We start from the raw sequence: 23897 nt of genomic DNA, 5'->3' as shown, positions 1-23897 counted from the left end.
AGTCAGGGAGCGGCCAGCGGCATTCAGATTCCGCCGCACTTTCGCCGCAACCTTGGCGGCTCGAAACTCGCGTACCCGCCCGTCGAGGAGTAGAAATCCGGCTGGCCACAGCGGGATGCTGAACACAGCGAGGACGACAGCTAATGCGACCAGCCCGTCTGGTGACTCAACGCGATCCCCCTTATACCGAGTGGTCGCGATCTTCATGCCCACCCATGCAAGAACACATGCTGGGCCAACAATCACGCCAACCAGAGCCCACCAGCCAATCCAGTCAATGCCGTCAAATTGATTGCCACTCAATGCAACTCCCCGTCTCGGTGCGGCGTCATCCGGTGAGGCTGGAGCTGGTGACGGCCATGACTTGGCTGATGGCGTCGTTGATGACGTGGGGTGCTTCCTGAGGAAGCATGTGCCCCGCCTGCGGCAGCTGGATGTGGGTGGCGCCGGGGATGGCGGCCGCGAGCTCGGCCGAGTGCGCCGGCGGAGTGAGAATGTCGGCGCCGCCACTGACGATGACGGTGCGGGCACTGATCGACGGGAGTGTCGGGTGCTGGTCGTAGCTGGCGAGCGTGGGGAGGAATCCGACCGCAGTCGTCAGCGGGGTGGTGGCCAGCGCGGCCGCCGTGAGGGCGACCAGCGCGATGCGTTCGGCACGGTCGATGCCGCGCCACCGCAGCGCTGTGAGCAGCGGCCCGGACAGTGCTCTGAGGACCTGAGTCGGGGTGTGATCGACGAGCCCGCACAGTGCTGGGGTGGCGGGGGTGGCCAGTAGTCGGCAGAGGCCGCGGTCGGTGAGTTTCCCGGCGGCGGTGGCGACGAGGACCAGGCCGTGCGGTTCGACGGGCCGAAGGTGGGCCGGCAAGCCGAGGTAGGACAAGGCGGTGAAGCCGCCCATGGAATGACCGACCAGCGTCACGAAACCGGCGATGTTGAGTGCGCGCAGCACGTCGGCGAGGTCGGTGGCGAGTTGGTCGATGCGGTAGGTGCTGGTGGGGGCACCGCTGGATTTGCCGTGGCCGCGGTGGTCGTAGCTGATGATGCGGACGGCATCGCCGTAGCGGCGTGTGAGGTAGGCGATTTGGCGTGCCCAGGTGGCGCGGTTGAGGCAGAAGCCGTGGAGAAAGACGACGGTATGGGTGGCGGTGGGTGGGCCGTAGACGCGGACGGCGAGCTGGGTTCCGTCCCGGGTGGCCACGGGGACGTCGGTGTAGCGGCGGGTCAGTGTGAGCGCGGCGATCGGGTCGCCGCGGCTGGCGGCCTGGCTGGCCGGCGAGGGGCGGTCGCTGATGGCTCGCACGACGTCCTTGACGTTCATGCCCTGAGGTATATGCACCGTCGACGCTCATTCCGGTCAGTGCGGGTGGGGTTCGCCCGTCTGAACCCGCCCGCACTGAAGCCTTGTTCCTGAAGCCACCTTCCGGTATATTGCTTCCTATACACGCGTTGAGCGCATGACTGAAGGGATCGGCACCATGGACGTAGACCCGAACACTCGGTTCATCCAGGAGCTGGCATTTCACGGCCTCATGTTCGGCAACGAGGCATCAGCAGTCGAGGACGGCCTCGGCGAAGATGTCGAACGCTACATCGCCGATCCCACCGCGCCGGCAGCCTCAGGCATCGACCTACATGAGATGTTCCCCGACCTGAACGCCCGCGAAGTCTGCCTGGCACTCATCGCCGGCGCGCGTCACGCGGCCGCGAAAGCGCGGGAAATCGAGGTTGCGGCAGCACAGTTCGCGCGCCAGCTCCGGCCCGCGGTCACCGTACGAGAGTTGGCCAACGCGGCTGGTATCACCGAACGGGCAGGCACAACCCGCTACCCAAATCCCCTCGCGTGGACCCCGCCGAGGGCGCGGAAGGGCGGGGGCCCGAAGCATGATCCGCCGGTTCCGGCGCCGGTTTCGGCGACGGTTCTCGCCGAGGTTCAGGGATTTGACCTAGAAGCAAACCGCTCGAACTGCGATAATGCGGAAACAGGAGAGGGGAGATGACCGTGACCACGACGCATGACCAGGTTTGGGCACGCGGCGCGACCGCGGCTGTCTCGGTGCCCACCGCACCGGCACCGCCGACCCCGCCGACCTACTACCCACCCACCGCAGAAGGTGGACGCCCCGGTCGCGGACCACGCCGTCGCTGGCCACGCTGGATCGCGGCCGCCCTCGTACTCATCGCTGTAGCCGCGGCCGGCGTTGGCGGTGGCTGGGCACTGCGCGGCGCCAACGAACCCGAATCGGCTCCAACGGCTGCACCACCTACCCCTGACACTGCAACCCTGTCCCCCGAACAGGCCAAACTCCAGACTTGTGGCGCTTACAAGACTCTGGGAATGCAGTGGTCGGCGGCCTACCAAAAGTGGGTGGCGGCGCTTCCCCAGCCCTGGTCTTGGAATGACCCTGCCGTCAAGACAGCGACCGCGGAGTTCGATGCCACAGCCACTCAGGTTGCGGCACAGCTGGCACAACTAACTGATCCCAGTGCGCCCTCTGACGTGACCAAGGCGGTGCGCGACGTTCGGTTGCAGATCGTTGATCTGGCTGCAAGCCATGGCCAGACAGCAACGGGCGCCGAAACCGACGCGAAGATCGACGCTGTCGATGCTGCAATGGCCCACGCGAATGAGGCCTGCGGTATCTGATCCGCAAATGAGAGTCGAATCTGGCACCGAAGGGACGACCGACGAGGTCATGGTGCGGATGCGGCTGGAACATCGGCAAAGGCTGATCCCGTCGACTGGTACGCGGGATCAGCCTTCGCGATTCTGCGAGATGGGTTAGGGGCCCGCGGTATGCCAGCTGTATCAGACGATAAGCCAACCGGGGAATACGCCGAGCGGATGCTCAAAGGTGCGTGGCCGGAGTCGACGCCGGCCGACCTGTATGCCGAGCAGCAGCGGTGGCGTCAGATGCGGGATGCTGCTCGTGAGCAGTTTCTTGAGATGAAGGCCAACTCTGCCCAACTCCGCGAGGCTCTGGAGGGCGACGGTTTCGACGAGCTGCACCGCGATCGAGAACTCGTCACTCGAAACTACGACTTCTTGGCCGAGACCCGCGACGACGCCTCCAAGATCTGGGAGCATGCCGGCGACACGGCCGGACTGCTGCGAAGGTCGATGGCGTCGACGGTCCGGCTCGTCTTGCAAGAGATCTCCACCATCGAGAGCAATCCGCTGTTCGACGCCGAGACCAAGCAAGCCATGGTCGACGCGATCATCCAGACCACCAACGCGGAACTTGTCGGACAGAGCGCCGCGGCCGGCGCTGCCTTGGCCGCAGAGGTATCGAAGCACGCGGCCTACATGGGCGCCCTGCCATGGCACATCTCACAAGCAAGCTCGGCCCCCGTCACCGGCTCAAGCAACGGCGTGCAAGCTCTCAACGCGGGATGGAAGCAAGGACCAGCACCCACACAGACCGGTAGTGGGACTGGCGCCGGCGGCCAATCGCCCGGAAGCGGCGGGCAGCGCCCCGGTCAGCAACAAACTCCGCAGAAAAGCGATGAAGCACCCGGCACGACAACTCAACGGCCTGGGAATAACCAGAAACCAGGTGCAGACTCCGGCGGCGGTGCGCCGAGCGCCAAACCGCCGGCGGGTGAGACTAAACCTGGGATCACGCAGACCCCGGGGAAAGCGGTCCCCGCGTCGCCGGGAACCGTGGGCGCTTCTCCCGGAGGTTCCCAAGCACCAAGTAGTAGTCCCCTAGCGCTTCCGCCTATCAGTCCATCCGGGTCCGGATCCGGTGGGCCGCCTGGTGGTGGTCTGGGAGCGGGTGGGCTTGGTGCTGGTGGTATTCGGCCGGCTGCTTTCACTCCGCCGACTCAGGGCTTGTTGCCGGGGCAGTTGGCGGGAGCTACTCCTCCACCGGTGTCGCCGGCCAACCCGTTGTCGTCGGCTGCGAGTCCGGCGGCGTCCGGCTTGGGGTCTGGTGGTGGTGCGCCGAAGGCCTCGGTGCCGGTTCCGACGCAGGTGCCGCCGGCAGCGCCTCCCCCTCAGGCGGTGCCGGCGGCGCCTCCGCCGGCGTCCACTCCGGCGCCGTCGGTGCAGCCGGCCAGCATGTCGAGTGCGCTGCCGCCGCCGGTCGCGTCGTCGGCTGCTCCGGCTGTAGCGGGTCCGTTGAGTCCGGCTCCGCCGTTGGCTGGGCCGCCTCCCCCGCCGCCGGGTGCTGCTGGGCCGGCGACGACCCCGGGTGTTCCTCCGCCGCCGAGCCTTGGTGGCCAGCCTGGGCCGTTTCACACGCCGTTGCCGCCGGTCGGTACGCCGATCGTGCGCAACGGTGTGGTGGAGCGTGCCGAAGATCCCGACATCGTGCGGGCCCGTCAGTTGATTTGGGAGCTGGTGTGGGCGGGGCGGCGGTATCCGTCGTTGGATTGGGCGATCGGGCTGCCTCGCGCCGGCGGGGATGCCGGGCCGACGAGGTTTTTCATCACGTCGTCTGAGGGTGAGTGCTACATCCCCCAGCACGTGCATCTGCCGGTGGATCCGGTGTTGATTCCGATTTTTGCTGATGAGGAGTTCGCTCGGCCGGGGTGGCGTCAGGAGTGGCAGCGTTGGGTCGATCCGGCCCAGACGGTGCTGGAGCATCACCGGTTGCGGGCTGAGAAGTTCGGGCGGTCGGTGCTGCGGGCGATTGTGTCGTCGCGTGAGATCAGTGGTCTGTCGCACAAGTTGCCGCCGGGTGTGCAACTCGAGGTGGCCGACCCGGCGAAGAACCCGTTCGTGGATCCGACTCGGGCGCACATCATTCCCGAGATCGAGGCGGGGCGGGGGCATCGGCTGTTGATCGCGTCTGCGGAGGTGTATGCGCTGACGCAGCGGTTCCCGGAAGGTGAGCGGTGGTCTGGCGGTGTGGATTTGGCGGCCGACGCGGCTGCCGCCACCGATGAGCGTCAGGTGCGGTCAGGGTTGATTGTCGGTGATATGCCCAGCCCGTTGCCGGTGGATTCCAATGCGGGACTGCTGCATTCGGTCATCGACGCGCTGCGCACCCCGGGTGGCGCGTTGGATGGTGGCAGCTGGGCGCAGCTGCAGACGGCTTACTGGACGTCGGTGATGAACGCGCAGTCGAATCGGCATACGCCCCAGGACTTGACCCATGACCGCGGCCAGTACGTGGATGCCTATCGCCGTGCTCGCGCCTATGAGGCCGCGTGGTTGCTCAATGCTCCGCCCGGGCCGCTGTCGGCGGAATGGCTGGCCGATGTTGCGTATGCGCACCTGTGCGCGACTGGCGATCCGGCCCGAACAGCGACGCAGTTGAGGCGGCGGATCTGATGCCGGACAGTTCGCGTAGTTATCGTCCGCTGCCGCCGGTGTGGTCGGAGACCGATTTGATGGCCAGGTTGCGGGTGAAGGCGTTAGGAGAGGTGACGCGGCTTCGGGCCGAGGTGTTGATGGCTCCGGTGTCGATGCCGACGATGTGGCGTGCGCTGGCCCAGGTGGATCGGGCCGAGATGTTGGTTCGGCGTGACCTTTTCACCGGTTACGCGGCGTTGCCGTATGCGGTCGCCGCGGTCGGGTGGGGGTGGAAGCGCGCCGGGGTGCGCGGCGATATTGTGCCCGACAATCCTCTGATGTGGGCTGATCGGTCACCGAACTAAGGACTACGTTGAACTCACTCGACGACGCCCTTCGTGCTCAACCGGGCTACATGGAAACGCTCGAACGCGACGCCGCCGAGCTCTCCGCCGACCCGACGCGTGGTGTCACGGTCGACTGGGAAAACTTGTAGGAGTTGGGCCGGCGGTTGTCCGAGCTGACGTACACCGAGCCCGGGCTCACCGACCCGGGTGCCGATAACTGGTCGGCCGCGCCGGCCGGTTTCGGCCGCTATGAGCGCACCGTGGTCCTCGGTCACGGTGATGCGATGTGGGTGTTCGCCGCTGGTGAAGTACTTCGGTGGGGTGTTAAGCGGCGCAGCGGGTTTCGCGTCTGTCCCGACGTAGCAGTGTCGGAGGGCGCGGAGTACCAGATTTCGTTCGGCTGGGGACGATTCGTGGTACGCGAGCCGGTACGGGTAGTGGCGGTGGTGGCCCGGGAGGAGCGGTGCGGGTTCGCCTACGGCACTCTGCGCGGTCATCCGGTGTGCGGGGAGGAGGCGTTTATCGTGCATCGCGACGAGGCTGGCGCGGTGTTCCTGACGTTGCGTTCGCTGACCCGGCCGGCACCATCAGGGCTGTGGCGGGTGGCGTTCCCGGTGCTGCTGGTTGCGCAGCGGTTCTTTCGCCGACGCTACCTACATGCCCTGCAGAGCACGGTGGCGGCGCCGCGATCGCTTGTTCGTGTCGCACTCTGCGGTCAGACTGGGCATCGTGACCCTGGAAGATGAGTCTCAAGGCCTCGACGGCTGGTACGTCGCGACGTACCTGGGCTATGACACGGTGAACTACCGACCCTTCGCCAAGGTGCGCGGGCCCGGGCAGCGGATCACGTCGTGGTCGCGGCGCGGTTTCCGGATCTTTCGCCAGCCCACCGACATCAACCATTTCGGCGTGACACACAAGTATTTGCCGTGGCTGCGCTTCTGGAAGGTGCAGCCGGTCCGGCTCATCGGCTACGAGCAGACCGTGGAGCTGAGGTGGGCGAGCGAGGATCCGACGGTGTGCCGCGCGCGCACAATCGAGGTGGTCGAGGAGATGCCCGATGGGTTCGAGTTCGGGGTGTGCGGGCCGGCGCTCAAACAGCTGATGCACCGGATGGCCGAGATGTATCCGCTTCCGGAGGCGCCGCCATGGGGAATGCATCAGGACTACGACGCGGCGATCTCGCCGCTACGCGCCGGGCGTACGACGATTCCGTCTGTGGAGTGGGAGATCGAGAAGCAAGCGCGGGAGTGCTTCCTTCAGCTGTATCTGCACACCCGCAACCGCGAGCGCAGTGCCGGGGATTCGCGGCATTGGGCGCGATCGGTGCACGACAGCGATGCGAATGCTCTGCTCGATGGCGTCCTCAACGACGGCGTACTTCCCGCGGACGTGCTGGACTACTGGGACCTGGCCGATTGGGCGCCGAGTCGGCGGGAGGGCGGCCGGCCGGCCGCCTGAACTGCTCGACCGTGTGACGTGCGGTTTCGCGGTAAAACCCCTGGTCGCACACAAGCACCTTCTCGAGCCTTCCGTAGCCGCACGGTCGCCCATCAACGTAGCTCGGCGCTAACCTGGCCAACCACGAGGTCGCGCCGCGAAACATGGCTTAGTGCAACGGATTTGGGGCCGCCCAGACCGGGTCGGCACGGTCGAATTCACCAGCGTCCACCCGGTCCTGGAGCTCGCGCCACGGCGCGGTATCGGGGCCAGCTTCGATGACGCACTGCTCGACGAAGTCGACGGCGGTGAGCGCGCCGACCTCGGCGCGGTGCTCGGCGCGCGCGGCTGGGCTCCAGGTGGGGGCGTCGGTGGCGGCGAGCTCGACGAGTAGGTGGCCGATCCAGCTGTTGGTTTTGCGGCAGATTTCGGCGAGATCCCAGTCCTGAGGGGCCAGGCCGAGTCGGTGTAGATGCTCGGTTACTTGCTCGCTGGTGAGTTGGCGGTCGCGGCTGGTGGCGTCGGCGGTGGCCTCGCTGGTGGCCTGGTCGGCCTGGGCGACGAGTTCGGGTGGCAGTACGTCACGCAGCGCCGCGACGGCGGCATCGCGGGCGGTGGGGTTGCCGACGCCGGCGAGGCATTTCTGCCATTCGGCCAAGGCGGTGGCGGCGGCATGCTCGACTGCGCTGAACGCGTGGGCCATGGTGTCCATGGTCCGGGCATGCTGGCGTGTCGGCGAGCTGACCGGATCACCAGATTGTCGGGCATATACCTCGATGCATGAAGACCCACTCCCTGGTCACGTCGAGCATGCTCGACGACAATGACTACCACGGCGTGCACTTCCCGTTCGGGCAGAACGACGACGGCGAACTCATCTCCTGGCATCCCGCCTCGACGCCGCACCGGCGGATCACCGGAGCACCCGGGTCGGGCAGAAGCGAGCTCGCGCGCAGCTTTGCGAAGCAGGCGGCGCGGGCCGGGTGGGCCGTTCACATCTTGGCGCGCTACAAGTACGAGTACGGTGACCTCGCCGCGGACCCGAACACCACGGTGGCCGTGGGAATCGACGAGCAGGCCGAGAACATCCACCACCTATGGACGTTGATGCGTGATCGGTTCGATACCGGCCGCCGCGACCACACACCGGTCTTGGTGGTCATCGACACCTACGACGATCTGCTGGCGGCCGCTGATCCGCGATCGCCGCGCGAGGAGATCCGGCTGGCCAAGGATTGCGTCGACGCGCTAATCCGTTTGGGCCGGGCGGCAAAGATCCATGTTCTGGCGGTGATGGATGAGCCGCCGGTGAACTACGACATCATCTACAGCACCCGGCCGATCGATCTCATCGACTACCAGGGCCGTGTCTCTCAGTTGCACCGCCTGGTCCAGGCGGCCACTGGGGCGGCTGAGCCGCCGCCGCTGTACCGCTCCAAGCCCAGCGTTCCCCGCAAGGCCAGCCCATCGGCGGCGAAGAAAGCTGGAGGTGGCGCGGGAGGCGGAAAAGGCGGTGGAGGCACCAAGCGGCTGCTGAATCGGCTTGTTCGTGGATGGGTCGGGCGTGAGACTCGGTGAATGGTCGCGATCCTGATCTGCTTGTGTGTCGCCGCGGTTGGCGTCCTTGTGTTGTGGCCGGGCCGGCCCGGGACCGGCGGCTGGTGGATCGGGCCGGGCATCCGCGACAGCCAGGCGGGGCGGGTTCGACTATTGATCGGGGACGCGCTGCTGATCGTGGGGTTGGCCGGCGCGGTCGTGGCCCAGCTGGTCACGGTTCCGTTCGGCATCGGATCGGCGGTCACGCTCGTCGTGCAGCTGATTCTGCTCGCCTTGACAGTCCGTGTGGCCGTTCGCCAATGGACGCAGACAGTGTCAGACCGTGGAGCGACAATCAACGAAAACCGGGAACCGGAGGCCTCATGACCACTATCGAACAAACACACCACCACATCGACGTCGACGCCTATCCCGCACCGGCGCAACAGTTTGTGGCCCACTGCACCGATCACCACACCCGGGCGATGACGCCCGGTTTCACGCGCGATGAAGCCGCCCAACGGTTCGTCTGCGATCCGGACGAGCAGCGGTTCCTCGTCTGCGCCGAAGACGGCACCGGACCAAGGATCACCGACCTCGGCGGGTTGCGTGACAGTGTGCGCGGCGGGATCGAAGAAAGCCACTACAGCGATATCGAGGCGCTGCAGTACTTCCGCTGGCGTGCTGAGGCACCGCATCTGCAGCCACTGACCATCGAGCTCGTCGACGCGAGCCACTACGACGACAACGACTACGCGCACCCGCGGTACGCCATCACCGCTGAAGGCGAGCACATCGCCGACGTCGTCTGCCGCATCGACGGCCGCGCCTGAGAAGATCGGATGCCCGTCCGAGCGGACGCGTAGGACGTTGGGAGACTTCACGAATGGCGCGCTGGTGGAATCGCTACGAGGTTGTCCGACTGGTGCCCGACCCGAATCGCCGGGGTGTCACGCTCAGCAGTCGCAGCGCCACCTACCCGTTTCGGTGGATGGCCGATCGAAGGCTTGGCGGAGCTCGGCGCTCGTCGACGGCGTCGGGGACGAGGTTCGATTCGTAGTTCGCAGAGTTACCCCGGAGAAACCGCCGAAGTACTGGCCCAGCTTGCAAGTCATCCAGGCCTCGCGGTGGTATCAGGTGCCGCCCAGCGCTCATGTCACCTCGGGCAGCGTTGTGGTGCACACCAGTTTCGGATTCAGTCGCTGGCATGCGCTCGGCCGGGCCTGTCGATGGGCGAAGCCGCGGTCAGCGGAGTTCGTGCGGGTAGCGCGGTGGAGTGATGAGCACACGTACGTGCCGGCCGACGATGCCCCCGATTTGCCCGGCACCACACACCAATCACCGGAAACCCTCGAACCACACCACCCCGAGGCCTCATCATGACCGGACCACGCCCGCTACACGGGTTGCCCCCTGCACCCGCCGGCACACTCAGCGACGCGCTCGACGCACGAGACCCCGCCGCAATCCACCCGTGGGCTCACCATCTCCAATCACTCAACACCGCCGTCACCTGCTACAACCGTGTCACCGACGACCTGGTCCACTGGCACACCACCATGCAGACCCGCGATGCGCTCATCCGGCGCGCACACGCAGCAGGCCTGCATCCTTGGCAGATCCACACACTGACGGGCATCAGCCGTTTCACCATCTACCGCATACTGGCCCGCCGCCGAGGACGACGTGAGCGCGACAACGCATATGCCGCAACAACCGATGAATCGCAGCAGCATAAGGCCACCCGAAACCGTCGAATGTGAGGACTCCCGAATGAACATCACCGCATTACCTGCCCGCTCGCATTGGGCTTTGCAAGCGGCAGTTGCAGCCGCCGCCGCGTTCGCCGGCACGTTCATGTTCTTGGCCGCCCTGGTACTCGCACTACTTGGCCCTGAGAATCTTCACCGACCCGTCGGCTGGGGCATCGCCGGGCCTCCGCAGGCCTCCGCTCTGATGTGGCCCGGGGTGGTGATCTCCGCGGCGGTCGCGACGGGCGTCCTCGCTGCCATGGCGATCGACGCCGTGATCGCACCCCGCAGTGAACGACAAGACCACAGACCGCCGGCAGCGGGCGACGCATACCATCACACCCACCCGTCCGTATTCACCAGCGACTCATGAGCGAGCACATCTGGCACCGCCACGAATGGGCCTTTGACTCGTGCGGCTGCCCAGATCCGACCGCGGACGGACTGGGACCGCAATGCGACACGATCATAGAACTGGCTGCCACCGCCGACAACCTGTCCACCGACCAAGCACAGCGACTGAGCGAGAACCGCGACAACGCGTTCTGGGATAGCCCAACGTGGTTCGAGGCGACCATGGCGGCTAAGGCCGCGATACACGCCGCCGATCACGCGTCCACGACTGCTCGACGATCCGGTCGCGCCATCGAGACGCTGTTCGGTCTGCACCGACCGCCTCGACGCCCGGTCCGGTTACACCCGTATCGCCCGCTCGCATTGGATGTTGGACTGGCGCTGGCCGCTCGGGATCTGATCGATGAAACCTTCACCCGCCAGTACGACGGCTGGCCCGGCCCTTGGCAGCAAGCTATCACTTTCACCCAGGCGCACTACGACTTCCTCACCGGCCCTTGGCGCCACGTTGTTGGTGTCATCCATACAGACGACCAACCTGCCGAACCCGGCACGGATTGAAACCGCAGCCAAGCACAACCCACAAGGAGATCACCAGATGAGCGCGAAACCCACGTACTTCGGGATCCAGGAAGGCCCGTTCTCCGGGAAAATCAACGTCGGCCTGCTCAACCAGGCCGGCCGTCCGCAATAGGTACGCGGCGTGAAAGATGCAGACGTGGGCGAAATGCAACCGATAAGACAGGTCCAGTCTCGGCATGTGGAACGTCATGCCGGCGAGGCGATTGCCCAGCGGCTCGGACACTACATGGAAGATGCAGTCCTCGGATCGACGAGAGAGTCGGGTGGGGCGGTGATCCTGCATGTGAATTCTGGTGGAAACGCCGCTGCGGCAGAGTCTCGTTTGCGGGCGCTCGGATACCGCGTTGAGCCAACTGACTACGACCCGTACGCGCCTGGGCATCACGGCGTGAAGCTTCGCGTCAGCCCCAGCGCGCCACGGTCCGCACTGTGGTACGCGGGCAGTGGAACCCCGCCGGCGTCAGAGTGCCTGGATCATCTTGCCTTCCATGTCATCCCGCGCGGGATTTGCTCGCACTGCGGCCGTGAGATGCCGGTTCGTGGTAATGGGACGTTGCGTAAGCACAAGGCAGAAAGTGGAACACCGATCCGCACCGGGGAACGGTAGCGCATCCTGATCTGCGCGGAGCGAGGCAGTTCGGGTGTATAGTGATCGTCAGATGCAGTCGAGATGGCTGTTCGTTAAGAAGCCTCCCGCCCCTGGGCGGGGGGCTTCCTTGTCGCTCTGGACAATCACGGTTTATGCCCGTGCCCGATGCTGGTGAAATGCACTGTGCGCGGGGCGGTCTGGCGTTGTCTTTGCGCTATATGGTGAATCCTCATGTGCATCGGTTTGCGCATGAACTGTCGACTGAGAGGAAGCCATCAGCATGACCGATGAAGACCACGAAGAGTCGAATGGGCCGCTGCGACAGTGGTATGCCCGGACGTTGCGGGTGGCGCTGGCGAAAGAGGGGCTGTCGCGGATCCAACTTCACCAGCAGTTGGTGGAGCGGTTTGGTGATCGGGCGCCGTCGCAAACGTCGGTCTATCGGCTGGTGTCGGGCGAGCAGCTGCCCCGGACTTCTCACCTGATCATGATCGCCCGGCTATTGGATATCTCACCGCGGGACCTTGTCCCGGAGGATGGTCGCCTCCTCACGGGATAGCTCGGGTCCGGCCGGTAGGTTGGGCGCGATTCGGTGGGTGCCGGTTCCCGCACTCGTCCTGCCAACCAGCTCGCCGGCCGTCCGCAGTGCTGGCGCGTTTGTGGATGTGAACGTAGCGTCCTGGACATGTACGGTCCTGAGTCTCACATCGCGGATATGCGCGAACAGCTGGAGAAGATTCGAGCGCATTGCGCTGTGGACGATCACCTGGAGTTGTCGGCCGAGCTCGATCGGCTCGCCGCACTGGATCCCGATACTGACTTGGGTCGGCGCGAGCTCGTGGGCAAGCCTGGCCTTGCGTTGATGCGCCGGATGCAGACCGCCGTGAAGCGGTATGCGGGACGGCTTGGCTGAGGCTGGATCCGCGCGGATCTGTCGTCCGTGCTGGAGCGTGCACACGTCGAGGTGCGATCGCGTGGCGCGACTCGTGTACGTCGCTGCCTCACGCGTCGGACGGTCCCCAGGTGCCGTGGGCGGGCTGCCAGGTGCCGGTAGCGGTACCGCTCAAGACGGGCCCGGCGAAGGCATGTAGCCGGGTGAGGGCCGTCTGGACGCGGTGTAGGTGGGGCGGAAGGGTTCTGGTGGCCAGTACCCGGTAGCCGGCGTCCCAGCGTGGGCTGGGCAGTGGGAGGTCGGTGGGGAGCGTTAGGGCGCGGCGGTGTTGTTCGTCGATCAGGGCGGCGGTGGTGGCGGCTGCGTCGAGGTCGGTGCAGTGGAGGGTGATGAGCATCAGGTCGATGAGGTCGCGGTAGCGCGAGGAGGGAATCGCTGCGGGACCGTGGGTTTCGTCCCCGGCGCAGAGTTTGTGGGCGACCTGGTGGGGTAGCGGCAGCGCGAGGAATGGCGGGAGCTCGTCGACGTCGTCGATGACGATGACCGGGCTGGGGTGGACGATGTCGAGGGTGTCGACGGTGGGCCGGTGGGTGATGTCGACGGTGAAGGTGTCGATCGCTGACGCGCCGAGGCGTGCTGTGACCTTGAGGGTGAGGTGGTTGCCGTCGAGGACCATCAGGGCCGGGGGGATGTCGAAGGCGAACGGGTCTGGTGCGGGTGGGATGGCGATGAGGGTGGCCAGGTCGGTGGCCGCGGAGCCGAGGTCGGCGCGGTTGATGAAGTCGACGTCCTTGCTGTGGCGGGCGCCAGGGATGCGGGCGAGCAGCGCGGTGCCGCCGAGCAGGATCCAGTCCGGGTCGGGTTGGGCGTAGATGCGGGCCAGGAAGCGGTGGGTCAGGTAGTGGCGGCGCAGCTCGTTGACCGGGCGGCCGGCGTCTGTGGCGGCGTGCTTGAGTCGGGTTTCGACCGCGGTGCGCAACGCCGCCGGCGTGCTGTAGCGGCTCATCGGCCTGCGTCCCCGTCGGCGGAGGGCGGGCGGCGGCGATCTGGTGGTGCGAACCCGAAGATTCCGCTGTGGCCCAGGAGCTCCTCGTCGACAGCCATCTGGCGGCCGGCAGCCATCATGATGTCGGCGGCGCGGTAGCGGCGTCCGGTTTGGTCGAGCTGTTCGGCGAGCCATTCGGTGCCGAGTTCGGTTGCGGCGTTGATGGTTTGGGTCAGGCCCGCTTGGGCGAGTAGTGCTCGAAGTAGAGCGTGGCCGTCGCCGAGGGGTGCGCCGTAGTTGTGGGCGTAGGGGCGCAGTGTGGTGGCGGCGGCGTGGGTGGTGATTTGGCCGTGGAGGATGGCGGCGCGCAGTACGTGGCCGAGGTGGCCGCCGTCGGTGTCGGCGGCGGCCAGGTCGGCGATGGTGGTGGGCACCGTGGTGGTGGGTAGGCCGTCGACGATCTGCCAGTCCTCGGGTGTGAGGGCGCGTTTGTGGAGGCGGATGTCGCGGTGGCGGGTTCGTCGGGCGGTGGTGAGGGGGAATTCGCTGTAGTCGGCGTCGAGGTCGCCGAGGTGGTGGACTTTGGCGGCTGAGCGGTGCGAGACCACTCCCCCGGGATCGGTGCGGGTGAGGCGGTCGGCGGCCAGGGTGTCGGGTTCGAGTCCGAGCCAGGCGGCTTTGAGTTCGGCGAGCGGGTCGTGTGGGACGCCGGCGAGTCGGTAGATGCCGTGCTGGAGGCGGTGCAGTACGCCGCTTCGGGTCAGGCGGGCGATCTGCTGGGCGTTGACCCCGGCTTGGCCGGCTTGGGCGGTGGTCAGCATGCCCCATTGGCCGGCGGCGATGTCCGCCAGCTCAAGGTAGCGTTCTGACCGCACCATGACACGATTCTATACGTTCGCGTGTATCACTGGGCCACATGTGGTGTGTATTGATCATTTGGTTGTAATTTTTGTGCAGTTGGTGTTGTGGTGGCGCGGTTCGTGTCGGTGAGGGATCGCCACTGGTTGGCGGCGATGATGACGTGGTCGAGGAACCGCAGCCCGACGACGTTGGACGCTGCGCGTATCTGGTCGGTGGCGCGGCGATCTGCGTCGCTGGGGTCGAGCTGGCCGCTGGGGTGGTTGTGGGCGAGGGCGAAGGCGCGGCCGTCGTGGCGCCGCACCGCGTTGAAGATCTCGCGGACCGGAAACAGCGAGGCGTCGACGGCGCCTTCGGAGACCACGATGGTGCGCTTGAGTCGGTTGGCGCCGTCGCACACCAGGACGAGGACGCGTTCGCGGCGTGCGCCGGCCAGATGCGTGGCGGCGGCGCGGGCGATGTCGTGGGAGTTGCGCAACGTGGTCGGCGCGGCGGTGTCGTTGCTGCGGCGGGCGAGGATGAATGCTGCGGCGATGGCGGCGGCTTGAGCCGGGCTGATACCGGTTCGCGCGGAGAGTTCTTCGGGTAAAGCGTGCGCGAGCCAGTGCAAGCCGCCGCTTTCGTTGAGGACTTGGGCGGCGAGGTCGAGCGCGGTGGCTTTTCGTGTTCCGCTCTGCAGCACGAGCGCGAGCAGTTCGTGGTCTGCGAGATCGGTGGCGCCGACCATCTGCAGCCTGTCGCGTAGTTGGCGGTCCGGGGTGGTGCTCATCGTTGCGTTTTCCTCGGGCGTTCGGAGGTGAGCGTTTCCACCGCACTATACACCGTCTCCGGTGTATTCGTAGGTTGCGGCTCATCAAATTTCTATACACCTGTAGCGGTGTATAGTACGGCGTAGAGGACACCCGTCCCGATCCTGATTCATGTTGGAGCACCAAGGGATATGACACTCGCCCACGCGGCACTTTTCGACTACGCCCACACCGACACTGCTCGGCCACCGACAGTGGTGATGAGCTACGGCATGGGCCTGGATTCCTCGTCGCTATTGCTGCGCTAGCTAGAAGATCCCGGCACGCGCGACTTCGACCTCTCCGCGCTCGCCGTCGTCACCGCGATGACCGGAAACGAGTTCGAATCCACTCGTGCGGCCGTGGAAAAGCACATCTTGCCCCGTCTGCGACGCGCCGGGGTGCGCTTCATCCAAGTCGCCCGCTCGCAACGCAAAACCACCAAAGCCGGCGGTGGGGTTGTCGTCCTCGACGATTCCAGGCAGCCACAGCACCTCTACTTCTCAGGCCTCTACACCCTGGGCGATGAAATGCTGGAAGCTGGAACGCTGCCACAGCTGGGCGGAATCCGCAGCTGCTCAATACATTCCAAGGCTGACTGCCTCGATCCAATCATCGCCAGGATCACCCAAGGTGAGCGCTACCGCCACGTGATCGGCTTCGAAGCCAACGAACAGTCGCGCGCCACCAAGGACGCCCTGTACAACACCTCCGTACGCCAGGGCTGGTACCCGTTGATCGAAATGGGTTGGGACAGAGCACGATGCCAGCGATACGTCACAGAGCTGGTGGGCGAGACCTGGCATAAGAGCGCGTGCGGCTTCTGCGTCTTCGCGATGGCAACCGAATCCGGGCGCACTGCCCTGGTGCAACGCTACCGCCAAGAACCTGAGGTCGGTGCGTACGCCCTGTTCCTCGAGCACGTTGCCCGCTGCTTGAACCCGCGCCAAACGCTGATCGCGGGCAGCAGCGCGGCCGATCTCGTTGCCTCAGCTCACCTCACCGAGGTACAAGATCGGTTCCACGCGATGCTCGCGCGGACCTCGTATGAGCTCTATGAGGTCCGGCGCCTGGTCCGGCGCGCCAAGACGACCGGCCGCGCCATGCCGGCCCGGTCGATCGGGATCATCGCGCACGGCAGCCGGCGCGCCATGGCCGACCAGCTCGCCTCGATGCCTGGCCGTCGCGATACCGAGCCCGATGGCATCGCCCGCCACATCGTGCGTGACCGTGCTGACCACCCGTGCGCCCTGGAGCAGTTCTACGTCGTTGCGCCCGCCGGTGTGGAACCGAAGGCCCGTCCTGGCTTCGAGTCTTGGTGGGCGGAAGCGACCTCAGCCGTGCTGCTGTAAATGTGGTTGAGCGACTGGGTGACACGCGCACACACCCGCGTGGACGGGCCAACTGCTCAGCGGTTCCCGGCTCGCGCTTGCGCGTCTCGAACAGCGAGAACTATCCCCGCAATAGGTGCATAGTGGGGCGCTCCTTTCTATACGCCTCCGTAGGTGTATTCTGTTGCGCATGAGTCCCGCCGCTTTCCTCGCATGCGGGATAGCCTTCGCCACGGTCGGCTACCTGTACGCGCGCAAATCCGCCACCGCCGCGGGACTCATCGCCGGTTCCATGGGCGTCTTGCTGGGCTGCGCAGCCGCTCTATACGGCACGTACCAGCTGACCACACTGCCCGGCCGGGTAGTGCTGATCTCCTCCACGCTGGCCGGCCTAATCTGGATCAGCTACCACCTCGTCACCTACTGCCTCGACGAGAAACGGCCTTCCACCGGAATGCACGCCGCCGCCCAAACCCGACCCCATGGCTGATAAGACACCCGACGCTGGGAGCCGGCCCGAGAAACGTCGTTGACCATCGGCGACGACACGCAGCTGGGACGACATCGGTGAGCTGTTTGATCTCAGCGGCGAGGATGCGCTGAAGCGTTTCGCTCACCGGCTCTGACCTATGCCCGGGTAGGTGCGGACTTGGCTTTCTTGGTCGAGGTGACCGATTTTGTCGTAGCTCGGGCATATACCTGTGGTCATGTTGAAACTTGTGGACGGGCTGGGTGCCAGATGGCGTGAGACAGGCGCCTCGAATGCCCTTACCGTATACACCCGTTGCGGTGTATTGTATGGCGTGTCGGGGAGTCACCCGGCGGTTAATGACAGGGGAGTTGTCGCATGCACCCGATAATCAAGACGATATGCGTAATGGTGATCTTGTCCTCAATGATCAGCATGCTGCCGACGCTTATGAATGAGATGAGCGCCGCCGTCAATGAAGTCACCGGTGCGCCCTCCTCGACAAGTCAGGTATCAGCGCCGCCGGCAGCGCCGCCCAGCGATTCCGCGCCGGCGCCCGAGTCGCGGCCTACAGTGACGGGCGACGACTTGCCCCCGGCAACGGATCAGTCCACAAGCGCCTGGACTGTGCTGGCGGTCATCGGGGCAGTGTTGGGCTCTGTCCTCGCGATGTCGGGCGCGGGGTTCTACTTGTGGCGCAGCGTGTCTCGGCATCGTAGTGCGTCACGTGAAGCTCGCGAGCGGCGTTCGGCTCAGTTGGAGCGGTGGTCGAAGGGCGTGAAGGCTGTCGCGTCGGTGTCAGAGCGGTTGTGGGACTTCGAATCCGATCCTGAGTCGGCGTATTTCACGCGGCCGTTGCTGGCCGATGTCACCGAGCCTGATAGCGCCCAGTTCTATTCGGCGTACGCGAAAGCTCAAGCGTTGCACACGGAGATGGTGCCGCTCGACGATGAGTCGATCGCTGCCTTCGTGACCGCCGCTGGGGAGGCGGAGCGGGCGTTCGGGGTTGCCGATGAGAATGCGCGGCGTAAGGCGCGGTTGGGTGTGGTGTCCGGCGGCCGGGTCCTCACGATCGACGAGAAGCGCAAGCTCGGCCAGGCCCGCAAGCTGATGGCTCAAGCGCTGGATACCGCCAACACCGCGGAGGCGGCGGCGTTGGCTCACGCGAAGGCCACCGGGCTGCTCGACGAGATCGGTGTGGTGGTTCCGGAGCGGTTGGCCACTGCGGTGGTGCATCAGATCGAGGCCACGCATCGGGCTGCGCTGACTGCGGCTTTGTGAGTCTCAGTGGAGTAGCCGGCGTACACGTGTGTGAGGAGTCGATGAATATCATGGAGTGGCCTGAACCGCCGTCGCTGCCCGACGCGGTGCCGTCAGCGCTCGAAGGGCATTGGCAGTCGCTTCCGGATACGGTGCAGTCAGCACCCGAGGGCCCAGCGGGGATCCATGACCGCGATGGTTGATCAGGTGACGCTGTGGATCGGGCCCGCGCCAGACCTGTTTCGCTTCTTCGGGTTCGCCGCTTCGGGGTTCTTGATGATGTGTGTGTCGGCGGTGGTGCTCGCGATGCTGGCGTTCAGGGCCGGCGAGCGTTCACGAAAGCTGCTGCTGGCTTTTCGTCTGCTCGGACAAACACTTTTGGTCTCCGGTGCACTGCTGGCCAGCGCGCTGCTCGTGAGCTTGTCCGTTTCGGGCTTCGCCGCCGGGGTCGCTGACGGTGATGCGGGCTCGCGGGCGTCAGCGGCGGTGGCGGTACTTGCGTGGATGAACTGCGTAGGCGTGGCATTGTGGCTGGTCGCGGTTGTCGTCACGGCCGCAAGCTTCGCCACGATGATCCGCCGGCGAAATGTCAATGGTGCCGATAGATAAAGCCACAGTTGTTGGCTGACAGAGCAATTGGGCTTTGTTCGGGTAGTTGGCCGACATCGCGAGTCCTGGATCGTGGATCGACGAGCATGTCGTTTCCTCTCGTTGCCGACGTGGCTTCTTGTTGTCGGTGGTGTCGGCGACAATCGCTGCAAGGAAGGGAGATGGCCGATGGTGTGGTGGATGATCGTCGTCGGTGTCGTGGTGGCCGTTCTCGGCTTCGTTGCGGTTATTCCGGGGGATCCGGGGCGCGGCGATACGTGGCGGTTCGGGGGCGGTCAGCGTTGTAGCCGTGCGGGTCGGGTGCGCCAGGCTGGCGGCTACGCGGCGATCCTTGTCGGTCCTGTCGTCGCGGTGGCTGGTATCGCGTTCGGGCATTCCTGGCCGGACCGCTGGATCGATATCGCGTTGATGGTGGTGGTGGTCGGTTACCTGGTGCGGCTGATGTACAAGCAGTACCGGAATGAAAGCGCGGTGGAGGCCCGGCTCGTCGACGACGTTCGCGCAGAACGTGCCAAGGGCCGCAGCTGGGACGACATCGGTGAGCTGTTCGGCCGCAGCGGCGAGGATGCGCGGAAGCGTTTCGCTCACCGGCTCTGACCTGTGTTGCCCCGAAAGCTCTCGACGCGAGAGTATCGGCGCGGCAGGACCTCGTAGAGGTCGATGACACGGCGCGGCTCGGTCGGTTCCCTTGACCTCGACAACGTGGCGTTGTGAGCTGAAGTCGGGGATTTTTCTGCCGGCGAACGCCGGGTCCTGGTCGCAGACGCGGGTGAGGGCCGGGTCGTCGAGCACCGCGCCGGCCACCAGCTGCGCCCGCCCCTCGGCCGGCTTGAGTCGGCAACCGGGATGGCCACACGGAGCGTTGTCGTCGATCTTGGTCACCGCAGCCTCAGTTGCACATGTTGGCGAACGGGCGTAGGCCGTGGTGGGCGCGGAACCGGGCGATCATTTCGGTCTCGATCGCGGCCGCCTCCGCGTCGTCGGTGACCGGGTTCTTGGGCGCAAGCCTCGGACTTTAGTCCGGGTGAGCCCATCCCATGTGTCGCCGGGTGTAGCCCGGCGGTCAGAGTGGTCGGGCTTGTCCGTCGATGTACTGCTTGATGATCGACAGTGGTGCACCTCCGCAGGAGACGGCGAAGTAGGACGGCGACCAGAGGTGCCCGCGCATTCGCGCACGGACACAGGCGCCGGTGAATTCGCGGCGGACCGCGTAAGCGGGGCGGCCTTCGAGGCGCCGCACCCGAGTCGAGATCACCAGCGCAGGCGGGTAGGCGACCAAGAGGGGGACGTGGTCGGCTTCACCGTTGAACTCGACCAGATCGGCGCCGAGCTCGTCGCACACGCCGCGCATGGTGTGTTCGGTGAAGGTGAGCATGTCATCGGTGAAGACCGCACGGCGGTATTTGGTCACGCACACCAGGTGGGCGTGGAGCGCGGAAACACTGTGGCGGGCGCGGCGGTAGGACTGTGTTGTCACAGGTGGCCCTTACAGTCGTGGGTGTGCAGATGCGTTATCGGTATCGCATTGAACCGACACCTGCCCAGCAAGAGATGTTGGCGCGGGTGTTCGGATGCACTCGGGTGGTGTTCAACGACGCGTTGCGGGTCCGCGATGAGGCCTACCGGGCCGGAGTGAAGCTGTCCGACAGCGAGATTCAACGCCGGGTCATCACCGCGGCCAAGACCACCGAGGAACGGGCCTGGCTGGCCGAGGTGCCCAGTGTCGCGTTGGTGCAGTCGGTCAACGATTCCCGCCGGGCGTGGCGCAACTTCTCCGACTCGGCCACCGGGAAACGCAAGGGCCGCAGGGTGGGGCGGCGCCCACGGTTCAAATCCCGCAAGGATCACCGACAGTCGTTCCGGCTCACCCGCAACGGCTTCTCGATCCGCGACAACGGCCGGTTGTTTGTGGCCAAGGTTGGCGACGTCGCGGTGCGCTGGTCACGCGAGCTGCCGTCGACGCCCTCTTCGGTCACGATCATCCGCGAACCCGACGGGCATTTCTACGCCAGCTTCGTCGTCGACGTCACGGCCACACCGCTGCCCGTGGTCGACCGGGAAGCCGGCGTGGATGTCGGGATCGCTCGGCTGGCCACGGTCGCCACCACCGACGGCCATCGAATCGACGTCGCCAACCCGAAGCATCTAGGCCGCAAACTACGCAAGTTGCGCCGATTGGAGCGGGAGAAAGCCCGCCGGCAGAAAGGATCAGCTAACAGGGCCAAGACCAGGCGCAAGGTCGCAATCGCTCACAATGAGGTGGCCCGGGCGCGGCGGGACTATCACCACAAGCAGGCTTTGGCGTTGGTTCGCGAGAATCAAGTGATCCACGTCGAGGACCTCAACATCGCTGGGATGGTCCGCAACCGCCGACTCGCACGCGTAATCAGCGATGCCGGGTGGGGGCAGTTCGTGAAGATCATCGGCGAGAAAGCCGACCACTACGGGCGCACAGTGCACGCGGTGTCGCGGTGGTTGGCGTCGAGCAAAACGTGCTCAACCCCTCGGTGTGATCATGTGCTCGACGAATTGCCGCTGCAGATCCGCACGTGGGTGTGCCCGGCATGCCAGGTGCCCCACGACCGCGACTTCAACGCCGCCAAGGTCATTCTCGCTGCCGGGCGGGCAGAGAGCCTAAACGCCTGTGGAGCCCGTGTAAGACCGCAACTCGTTGCGGCAGTGGGCGTTGAAACAGGAAGCACCCCAACAGCGGCGTAAGCCGCCAACGGGAATCCCCGGACTTCAGTCCGGGGAGCACGTCAAGCGCCACCCGACGAGGAGTCGTCGGGCGTGGTCGGCGAGCTGCCAGATCCGCCGGCCTCCGGAGTGCCCGACAGGTTCGCCGGCGCCGGAGCGCCGGAACTCGTCGAGACGCTTGCGCAGACCGCGCCGGCCTGCGCTTCCGAGGTTGGCCTTGCCGATGTAGACGATGCGGGTCCCGGGCACCCACAGCTGCTGCAGCTCGGCGACGGGCACGGTCGGGTCCTTGCCTTTGAAGTGTCCGGCCGGTGAGACGTCGAGGAACGTCGGTGGGTCGTCGGTGGGTCGCATGACGACGTACACACCGGGCCCCTTTGGCACGTCGGCGGTGGGCAGCGCGGCGAACCGAACCCACCCGGTGAAGCCGGAGAGGTCGATCGGCTCGGTTGTCATCGGATCGCTCCGCGCGAGGTGCCAAACACGTTGTCGGCCTTCAGATCCACAGGTTGGCGAAGAGCAACACCAGCGAGGCGGCGAATACGCTCAGTAGCGCTATTGCCGCCGTGAGCTTGATGAGGTCTCGTTTGATGGCGCTTTCGGCGGCCTTCTCGGGCGATATGCCGTGGCGGATCCACGCATTGGCCCTCGTCGCCCGGACCGCGTCGAACTCGCCGGGGTGAGGTTGGGCGCCGGCGTGGATTTCCTGGAGTCGCTGCGGGGTGATGTCGATTCCTAGCCGTTCGAGTCTTCGGCTTTGGGCCCGGGCTGCGTGGTGGGTGAACATGGCGGCTGCTGTCCTTTCCTCGCGGTCGACTCTTCGATCCTCGCAGTTTCGACCGACATGTCGGGTGCTGCGGTGCCCGGCCGTGCATGCCGGGCACGGTACGGGCGACGATGCTCGATCGAGCAGAACGTGGCGATGACCGCAGCTGGGACGACATCGGTGGGCTGTTTGATCTCAGTGGCGAGGATGTGCGGAAGCGTTTCGCTCACCGGCTGTGACCTGTGTTTGCCCGGGTGGGTGCGGACTTGGCTTTCTTGGTGGGCGCTGTTCTTTTAGCGTGTGCTCCATGACCAATCCGACACAGCCGGACACCACCCCCTCGGGCGTCAATCCCGCGGGGACGACCAGGCGCGAATCGGGTTTGCAGAGGGCGGCTGCCCGTAACTGGACGACGCGTGTTCAGGTGTCGGGATGGCGGTTCATGTTCCACCGCCTGGAGCATGCGTTGGTCCGCCATGACACCCAGATGCTGCATGATCCGATGCGCACGACGTCGCGGGCGGCGATCGTCGGGACGGTGCTGGCGGTGCTGGCCGGTGTCGGGTGTGCGGTGATGGCGTTCTTGTCGCCTCAGGCGCAGCTCAAGGATGCCGACATCGTTGCCGATAAGGACACCGGTGCGTTGTATGTGCGGATCAACGATGTGTTGCACCCGGTGTTGAACTTGACGTCGGCGCGGTTGATCACCGGGAGTGCGAAGAATCCGGCGTTCGTCAAGCCGGCGGAGTTGGCGACGTTGCCGCGTGGGCCGATGGTGGGGATTCCTGGTGCTCCGGAGCGGACCCCGAATCCGCCGGAGGCGGCTGAGGCGCAGTGGTCGGTGTGTGATGACACCACGCCGGCCGGGGTGACGACGATGACGGTGATCGGTGATCGTCCGACGCTCAGCGATGCGATCGGCCCGCTGCCGGACGGGTCGGCGGTGCTGGCGGGGTATGGCGATCAGGCGTTTTTGATTTACGACAACAAGCGCACGCCGATCAATTTGGAGGATAAGGCGGTCGCGTTGGCGGTGGGGATCGATTCTGCGGCGCCGCCGGTGTTGCCGATCAGCCGGGGTTTGCATGACGCGTTGGTGGAGACTCCGCCGTTGGTGGTGCCGCCGATCGCTGCGGTGGGCACGCCGTCGTCGTGGCAGCTGCCGGAGGCGGTGGTGATCGGGTCGGTGATCAAGGTGCGGCCGGTCGATGGTGGTGAGGAAGCGTTTTATGTGGTGCTCACGGATGGGTTGCAGCGCATCAGTGCGGTGACGGCGGCGATCATTCGTAATGCTGATCCTCGTAATCCGCCGCCGCCGGTCGAGGTGGCTCCGAATGCGATGTTGTCGATTCCGATGAGTCGTGCGCTGAATGTGGATTTCTATCCGGATAAGCCGTTGAAGTT

Annotated in this window: 31 protein-coding genes and 1 pseudogene; 23 read left to right on the top strand and 9 right to left on the bottom strand. The window is 65.8% G+C overall.

The window, feature by feature from the left end; genetic code table 11:
* Positions 1 to 328: 328 nt before the first annotated feature.
* Positions 329 to 1318 carry an alpha/beta fold hydrolase gene (locus CWS39_RS25715; protein ID WP_102145716.1) on the bottom strand — a complete coding sequence of 330 codons (990 nt, stop codon included), beginning with the start codon at positions 1316 to 1318 and terminating at the stop codon, positions 329 to 331.
* A 136-nt stretch (positions 1319 to 1454) separates the two neighbouring features.
* Here CWS39_RS25715 and CWS39_RS25710 point away from each other — a divergent pair, with 136 nt between their 5' ends.
* Positions 1455 to 1997 carry a hypothetical protein gene (locus tag CWS39_RS25710; protein ID WP_102145715.1) on the top strand — a complete coding sequence of 181 codons (543 nt, stop codon included), beginning with the start codon at positions 1455 to 1457 and terminating at the stop codon, positions 1995 to 1997.
* Positions 1994 to 2644, top strand: coding sequence for a hypothetical protein (locus CWS39_RS30455; protein ID WP_488801391.1), 651 nt, complete (start codon positions 1994 to 1996; stop codon positions 2642 to 2644). Before CWS39_RS25710 ends, CWS39_RS30455 begins: the two co-directional genes overlap by 4 nt.
* 162 nt (positions 2645 to 2806) lie before the next feature.
* On the opposite strand, the gene CWS39_RS28740 is transcribed toward CWS39_RS30455, so the two are convergent.
* Positions 2807 to 3295 carry a hypothetical protein gene (locus tag CWS39_RS28740; RefSeq protein ID WP_142386943.1) on the bottom strand — a complete coding sequence of 163 codons (489 nt, stop codon included), beginning with the start codon at positions 3293 to 3295 and terminating at the stop codon, positions 2807 to 2809.
* A gap of 660 nt (positions 3296 to 3955) precedes the next feature.
* On the opposite strand from CWS39_RS28740, the gene CWS39_RS25690 reads away from it, so the two are divergent.
* The 5 genes and pseudogenes from CWS39_RS25690 (at position 3956) to CWS39_RS25675 (ending at position 7047) form a co-directional block, all read left to right on the top strand.
* On the top strand, positions 3956 to 5278 hold the full coding sequence (locus tag CWS39_RS25690; protein WP_142386942.1) for a hypothetical protein: 1323 nt from the start codon (positions 3956 to 3958) through the stop codon (positions 5276 to 5278).
* On the top strand, positions 5278 to 5604 hold the full coding sequence (locus CWS39_RS25685; RefSeq protein WP_102145711.1) for a hypothetical protein: 327 nt from the start codon (positions 5278 to 5280) through the stop codon (positions 5602 to 5604). The genes CWS39_RS25690 and CWS39_RS25685 overlap by 1 nt, the downstream gene beginning before the upstream one ends.
* A gap of 8 nt (positions 5605 to 5612) precedes the next feature.
* Positions 5613 to 5735, top strand: a complete 123-nt coding sequence (locus tag CWS39_RS30105; protein WP_255413052.1) for a hypothetical protein — start codon at positions 5613 to 5615, stop codon at positions 5733 to 5735.
* A 15-nt stretch (positions 5736 to 5750) separates the two neighbouring features.
* Positions 5751 to 6251, top strand: a pseudogene (locus CWS39_RS25680) (DUF1990 domain-containing protein); the annotation flags it as partial.
* 64 nt (positions 6252 to 6315) lie between these two features.
* Positions 6316 to 7047 carry a hypothetical protein gene (locus CWS39_RS25675; RefSeq protein ID WP_102145710.1) on the top strand — a complete coding sequence of 244 codons (732 nt, stop codon included), beginning with the start codon at positions 6316 to 6318 and terminating at the stop codon, positions 7045 to 7047.
* 148 nt (positions 7048 to 7195) lie between these two features.
* Here CWS39_RS25675 and CWS39_RS29840 read toward each other — a convergent pair whose 3' ends face one another.
* Positions 7196 to 7738 (bottom strand): hypothetical protein, encoded by a 543-nt coding sequence (locus tag CWS39_RS29840; protein ID WP_233213697.1) that lies wholly within the window; start codon positions 7736 to 7738, stop codon positions 7196 to 7198.
* 68 nt (positions 7739 to 7806) lie between these two features.
* Here CWS39_RS29840 and CWS39_RS25665 point away from each other — a divergent pair, with 68 nt between their 5' ends.
* From CWS39_RS25665 to CWS39_RS25625, 8 genes are all read left to right on the top strand, one after another.
* Positions 7807 to 8604, top strand: a complete 798-nt coding sequence (locus CWS39_RS25665) for an ATP-binding protein (protein ID WP_102145709.1) — start codon at positions 7807 to 7809, stop codon at positions 8602 to 8604.
* The gene (locus CWS39_RS25660; protein WP_102145708.1) at positions 8605 to 8949 is read left to right on the top strand and encodes a hypothetical protein; all 345 of its coding nucleotides are present in this window, start codon (positions 8605 to 8607) and stop codon (positions 8947 to 8949) included. It abuts the gene before it with no gap.
* Positions 8946 to 9395: a hypothetical protein gene (locus tag CWS39_RS25655; protein WP_102145707.1), complete on the top strand. Its 450-nt coding sequence runs from the start codon at positions 8946 to 8948 to the stop codon at positions 9393 to 9395. The genes CWS39_RS25660 and CWS39_RS25655 overlap by 4 nt, the downstream gene beginning before the upstream one ends.
* Before the next feature lie 546 nt (positions 9396 to 9941).
* A complete protein-coding gene (locus CWS39_RS25650; protein ID WP_102145706.1) occupies positions 9942 to 10325 on the top strand; it encodes a DUF6003 family protein in 384 nt (127 codons plus the stop codon).
* Between the two features lie 10 nt (positions 10326 to 10335).
* Positions 10336 to 10686 carry a hypothetical protein gene (locus tag CWS39_RS25645; protein WP_102145705.1) on the top strand — a complete coding sequence of 117 codons (351 nt, stop codon included), beginning with the start codon at positions 10336 to 10338 and terminating at the stop codon, positions 10684 to 10686.
* Positions 10683 to 11228: a hypothetical protein gene (locus tag CWS39_RS25640; RefSeq protein WP_102145704.1), complete on the top strand. Its 546-nt coding sequence runs from the start codon at positions 10683 to 10685 to the stop codon at positions 11226 to 11228. Before CWS39_RS25645 ends, CWS39_RS25640 begins: the two co-directional genes overlap by 4 nt.
* Positions 11229 to 12118: 890 nt before the next feature.
* Positions 12119 to 12397, top strand: coding sequence for a helix-turn-helix domain-containing protein (locus CWS39_RS25630; protein WP_102145703.1), 279 nt, complete (start codon positions 12119 to 12121; stop codon positions 12395 to 12397).
* Between the two features lie 156 nt (positions 12398 to 12553).
* Positions 12554 to 12751: a hypothetical protein gene (locus tag CWS39_RS25625; RefSeq protein WP_142386941.1), complete on the top strand. Its 198-nt coding sequence runs from the start codon at positions 12554 to 12556 to the stop codon at positions 12749 to 12751.
* 88 nt (positions 12752 to 12839) lie between these two features.
* On the opposite strand, the gene CWS39_RS25620 is transcribed toward CWS39_RS25625, so the two are convergent.
* From CWS39_RS25620 to CWS39_RS25610, 3 genes are read right to left on the bottom strand one after another with little or no spacing between them, the layout of a single operon-like run.
* Positions 12840 to 13736 carry a nucleotidyl transferase AbiEii/AbiGii toxin family protein gene (locus CWS39_RS25620; protein WP_158240412.1) on the bottom strand — a complete coding sequence of 299 codons (897 nt, stop codon included), beginning with the start codon at positions 13734 to 13736 and terminating at the stop codon, positions 12840 to 12842.
* Positions 13733 to 14593 (bottom strand): type IV toxin-antitoxin system AbiEi family antitoxin domain-containing protein, encoded by an 861-nt coding sequence (locus CWS39_RS25615; protein ID WP_102145700.1) that lies wholly within the window; start codon positions 14591 to 14593, stop codon positions 13733 to 13735. Before CWS39_RS25615 ends, CWS39_RS25620 begins: the two co-directional genes overlap by 4 nt.
* Positions 14594 to 14619: 26 nt before the next feature.
* A complete protein-coding gene (locus tag CWS39_RS25610) occupies positions 14620 to 15342 on the bottom strand; it encodes a JAB domain-containing protein (protein WP_102145699.1) in 723 nt (240 codons plus the stop codon).
* A 345-nt stretch (positions 15343 to 15687) separates the two neighbouring features.
* Between CWS39_RS25610 and CWS39_RS25605 the strand changes: the two genes are divergently transcribed.
* From CWS39_RS25605 to CWS39_RS25585, 6 genes are all read left to right on the top strand, one after another.
* Entirely contained in the window at positions 15688 to 16713 is a 1026-nt protein-coding gene (locus CWS39_RS25605) for a hypothetical protein (RefSeq protein ID WP_233213696.1), read from the top strand.
* Positions 16714 to 16882: 169 nt separating this feature from the next.
* On the top strand, positions 16883 to 17182 hold the full coding sequence (locus CWS39_RS25600) for a hypothetical protein (protein WP_102145698.1): 300 nt from the start codon (positions 16883 to 16885) through the stop codon (positions 17180 to 17182).
* A gap of 756 nt (positions 17183 to 17938) precedes the next feature.
* Positions 17939 to 18442 carry a hypothetical protein gene (locus CWS39_RS25595; RefSeq protein ID WP_102145697.1) on the top strand — a complete coding sequence of 168 codons (504 nt, stop codon included), beginning with the start codon at positions 17939 to 17941 and terminating at the stop codon, positions 18440 to 18442.
* Positions 18443 to 18492: 50 nt separating this feature from the next.
* Positions 18493 to 18624 (top strand): hypothetical protein, encoded by a 132-nt coding sequence (locus CWS39_RS30100; RefSeq protein ID WP_255413051.1) that lies wholly within the window; start codon positions 18493 to 18495, stop codon positions 18622 to 18624.
* Positions 18608 to 19030, top strand: coding sequence for a hypothetical protein (locus tag CWS39_RS25590; protein WP_102145696.1), 423 nt, complete (start codon positions 18608 to 18610; stop codon positions 19028 to 19030). Before CWS39_RS30100 ends, CWS39_RS25590 begins: the two co-directional genes overlap by 17 nt.
* A gap of 168 nt (positions 19031 to 19198) precedes the next feature.
* Positions 19199 to 19627 (top strand): hypothetical protein, encoded by a 429-nt coding sequence (locus CWS39_RS25585; RefSeq protein WP_102145695.1) that lies wholly within the window; start codon positions 19199 to 19201, stop codon positions 19625 to 19627.
* Between the two features lie 466 nt (positions 19628 to 20093).
* Here the strand turns inward: CWS39_RS25585 and tnpA are convergent, their stop codons facing one another.
* A complete protein-coding gene (gene tnpA / locus CWS39_RS25580) occupies positions 20094 to 20507 on the bottom strand; it encodes an IS200/IS605 family transposase (RefSeq protein ID WP_102145694.1) in 414 nt (137 codons plus the stop codon).
* Between the two features lie 29 nt (positions 20508 to 20536).
* Between tnpA and CWS39_RS25575 the strand changes: the two genes are divergently transcribed.
* Entirely contained in the window at positions 20537 to 21748 is a 1212-nt protein-coding gene (locus CWS39_RS25575) for an RNA-guided endonuclease InsQ/TnpB family protein (protein WP_102145717.1), read from the top strand.
* Between the two features lie 24 nt (positions 21749 to 21772).
* On the opposite strand, the gene CWS39_RS25570 is transcribed toward CWS39_RS25575, so the two are convergent.
* Together CWS39_RS25570 and CWS39_RS25565 are read right to left on the bottom strand one after the other, a co-directional pair.
* Positions 21773 to 22183, bottom strand: coding sequence for a hypothetical protein (locus CWS39_RS25570; RefSeq protein WP_233213695.1), 411 nt, complete (start codon positions 22181 to 22183; stop codon positions 21773 to 21775).
* Between the two features lie 40 nt (positions 22184 to 22223).
* Positions 22224 to 22514 carry a hypothetical protein gene (locus CWS39_RS25565; RefSeq protein WP_102145693.1) on the bottom strand — a complete coding sequence of 97 codons (291 nt, stop codon included), beginning with the start codon at positions 22512 to 22514 and terminating at the stop codon, positions 22224 to 22226.
* A 286-nt stretch (positions 22515 to 22800) separates the two neighbouring features.
* Between CWS39_RS25565 and eccB the strand changes: the two genes are divergently transcribed.
* Positions 22801 to 23897, top strand: a 1097-nt coding sequence (gene eccB / locus CWS39_RS25560) for a type VII secretion protein EccB (protein ID WP_142386939.1), incomplete at its 3' end; no start/stop codon positions are given.

Source organism: Mycobacterium hubeiense (assembly GCF_002838065.1).
In the GTDB taxonomy this organism is placed as follows: domain Bacteria; phylum Actinomycetota; class Actinomycetes; order Mycobacteriales; family Mycobacteriaceae; genus Mycobacterium; species Mycobacterium hubeiense.
Note: the sequence above shows the minus strand (reverse complement) of the source record. Positions and strands in the feature narration are given on the sequence as shown.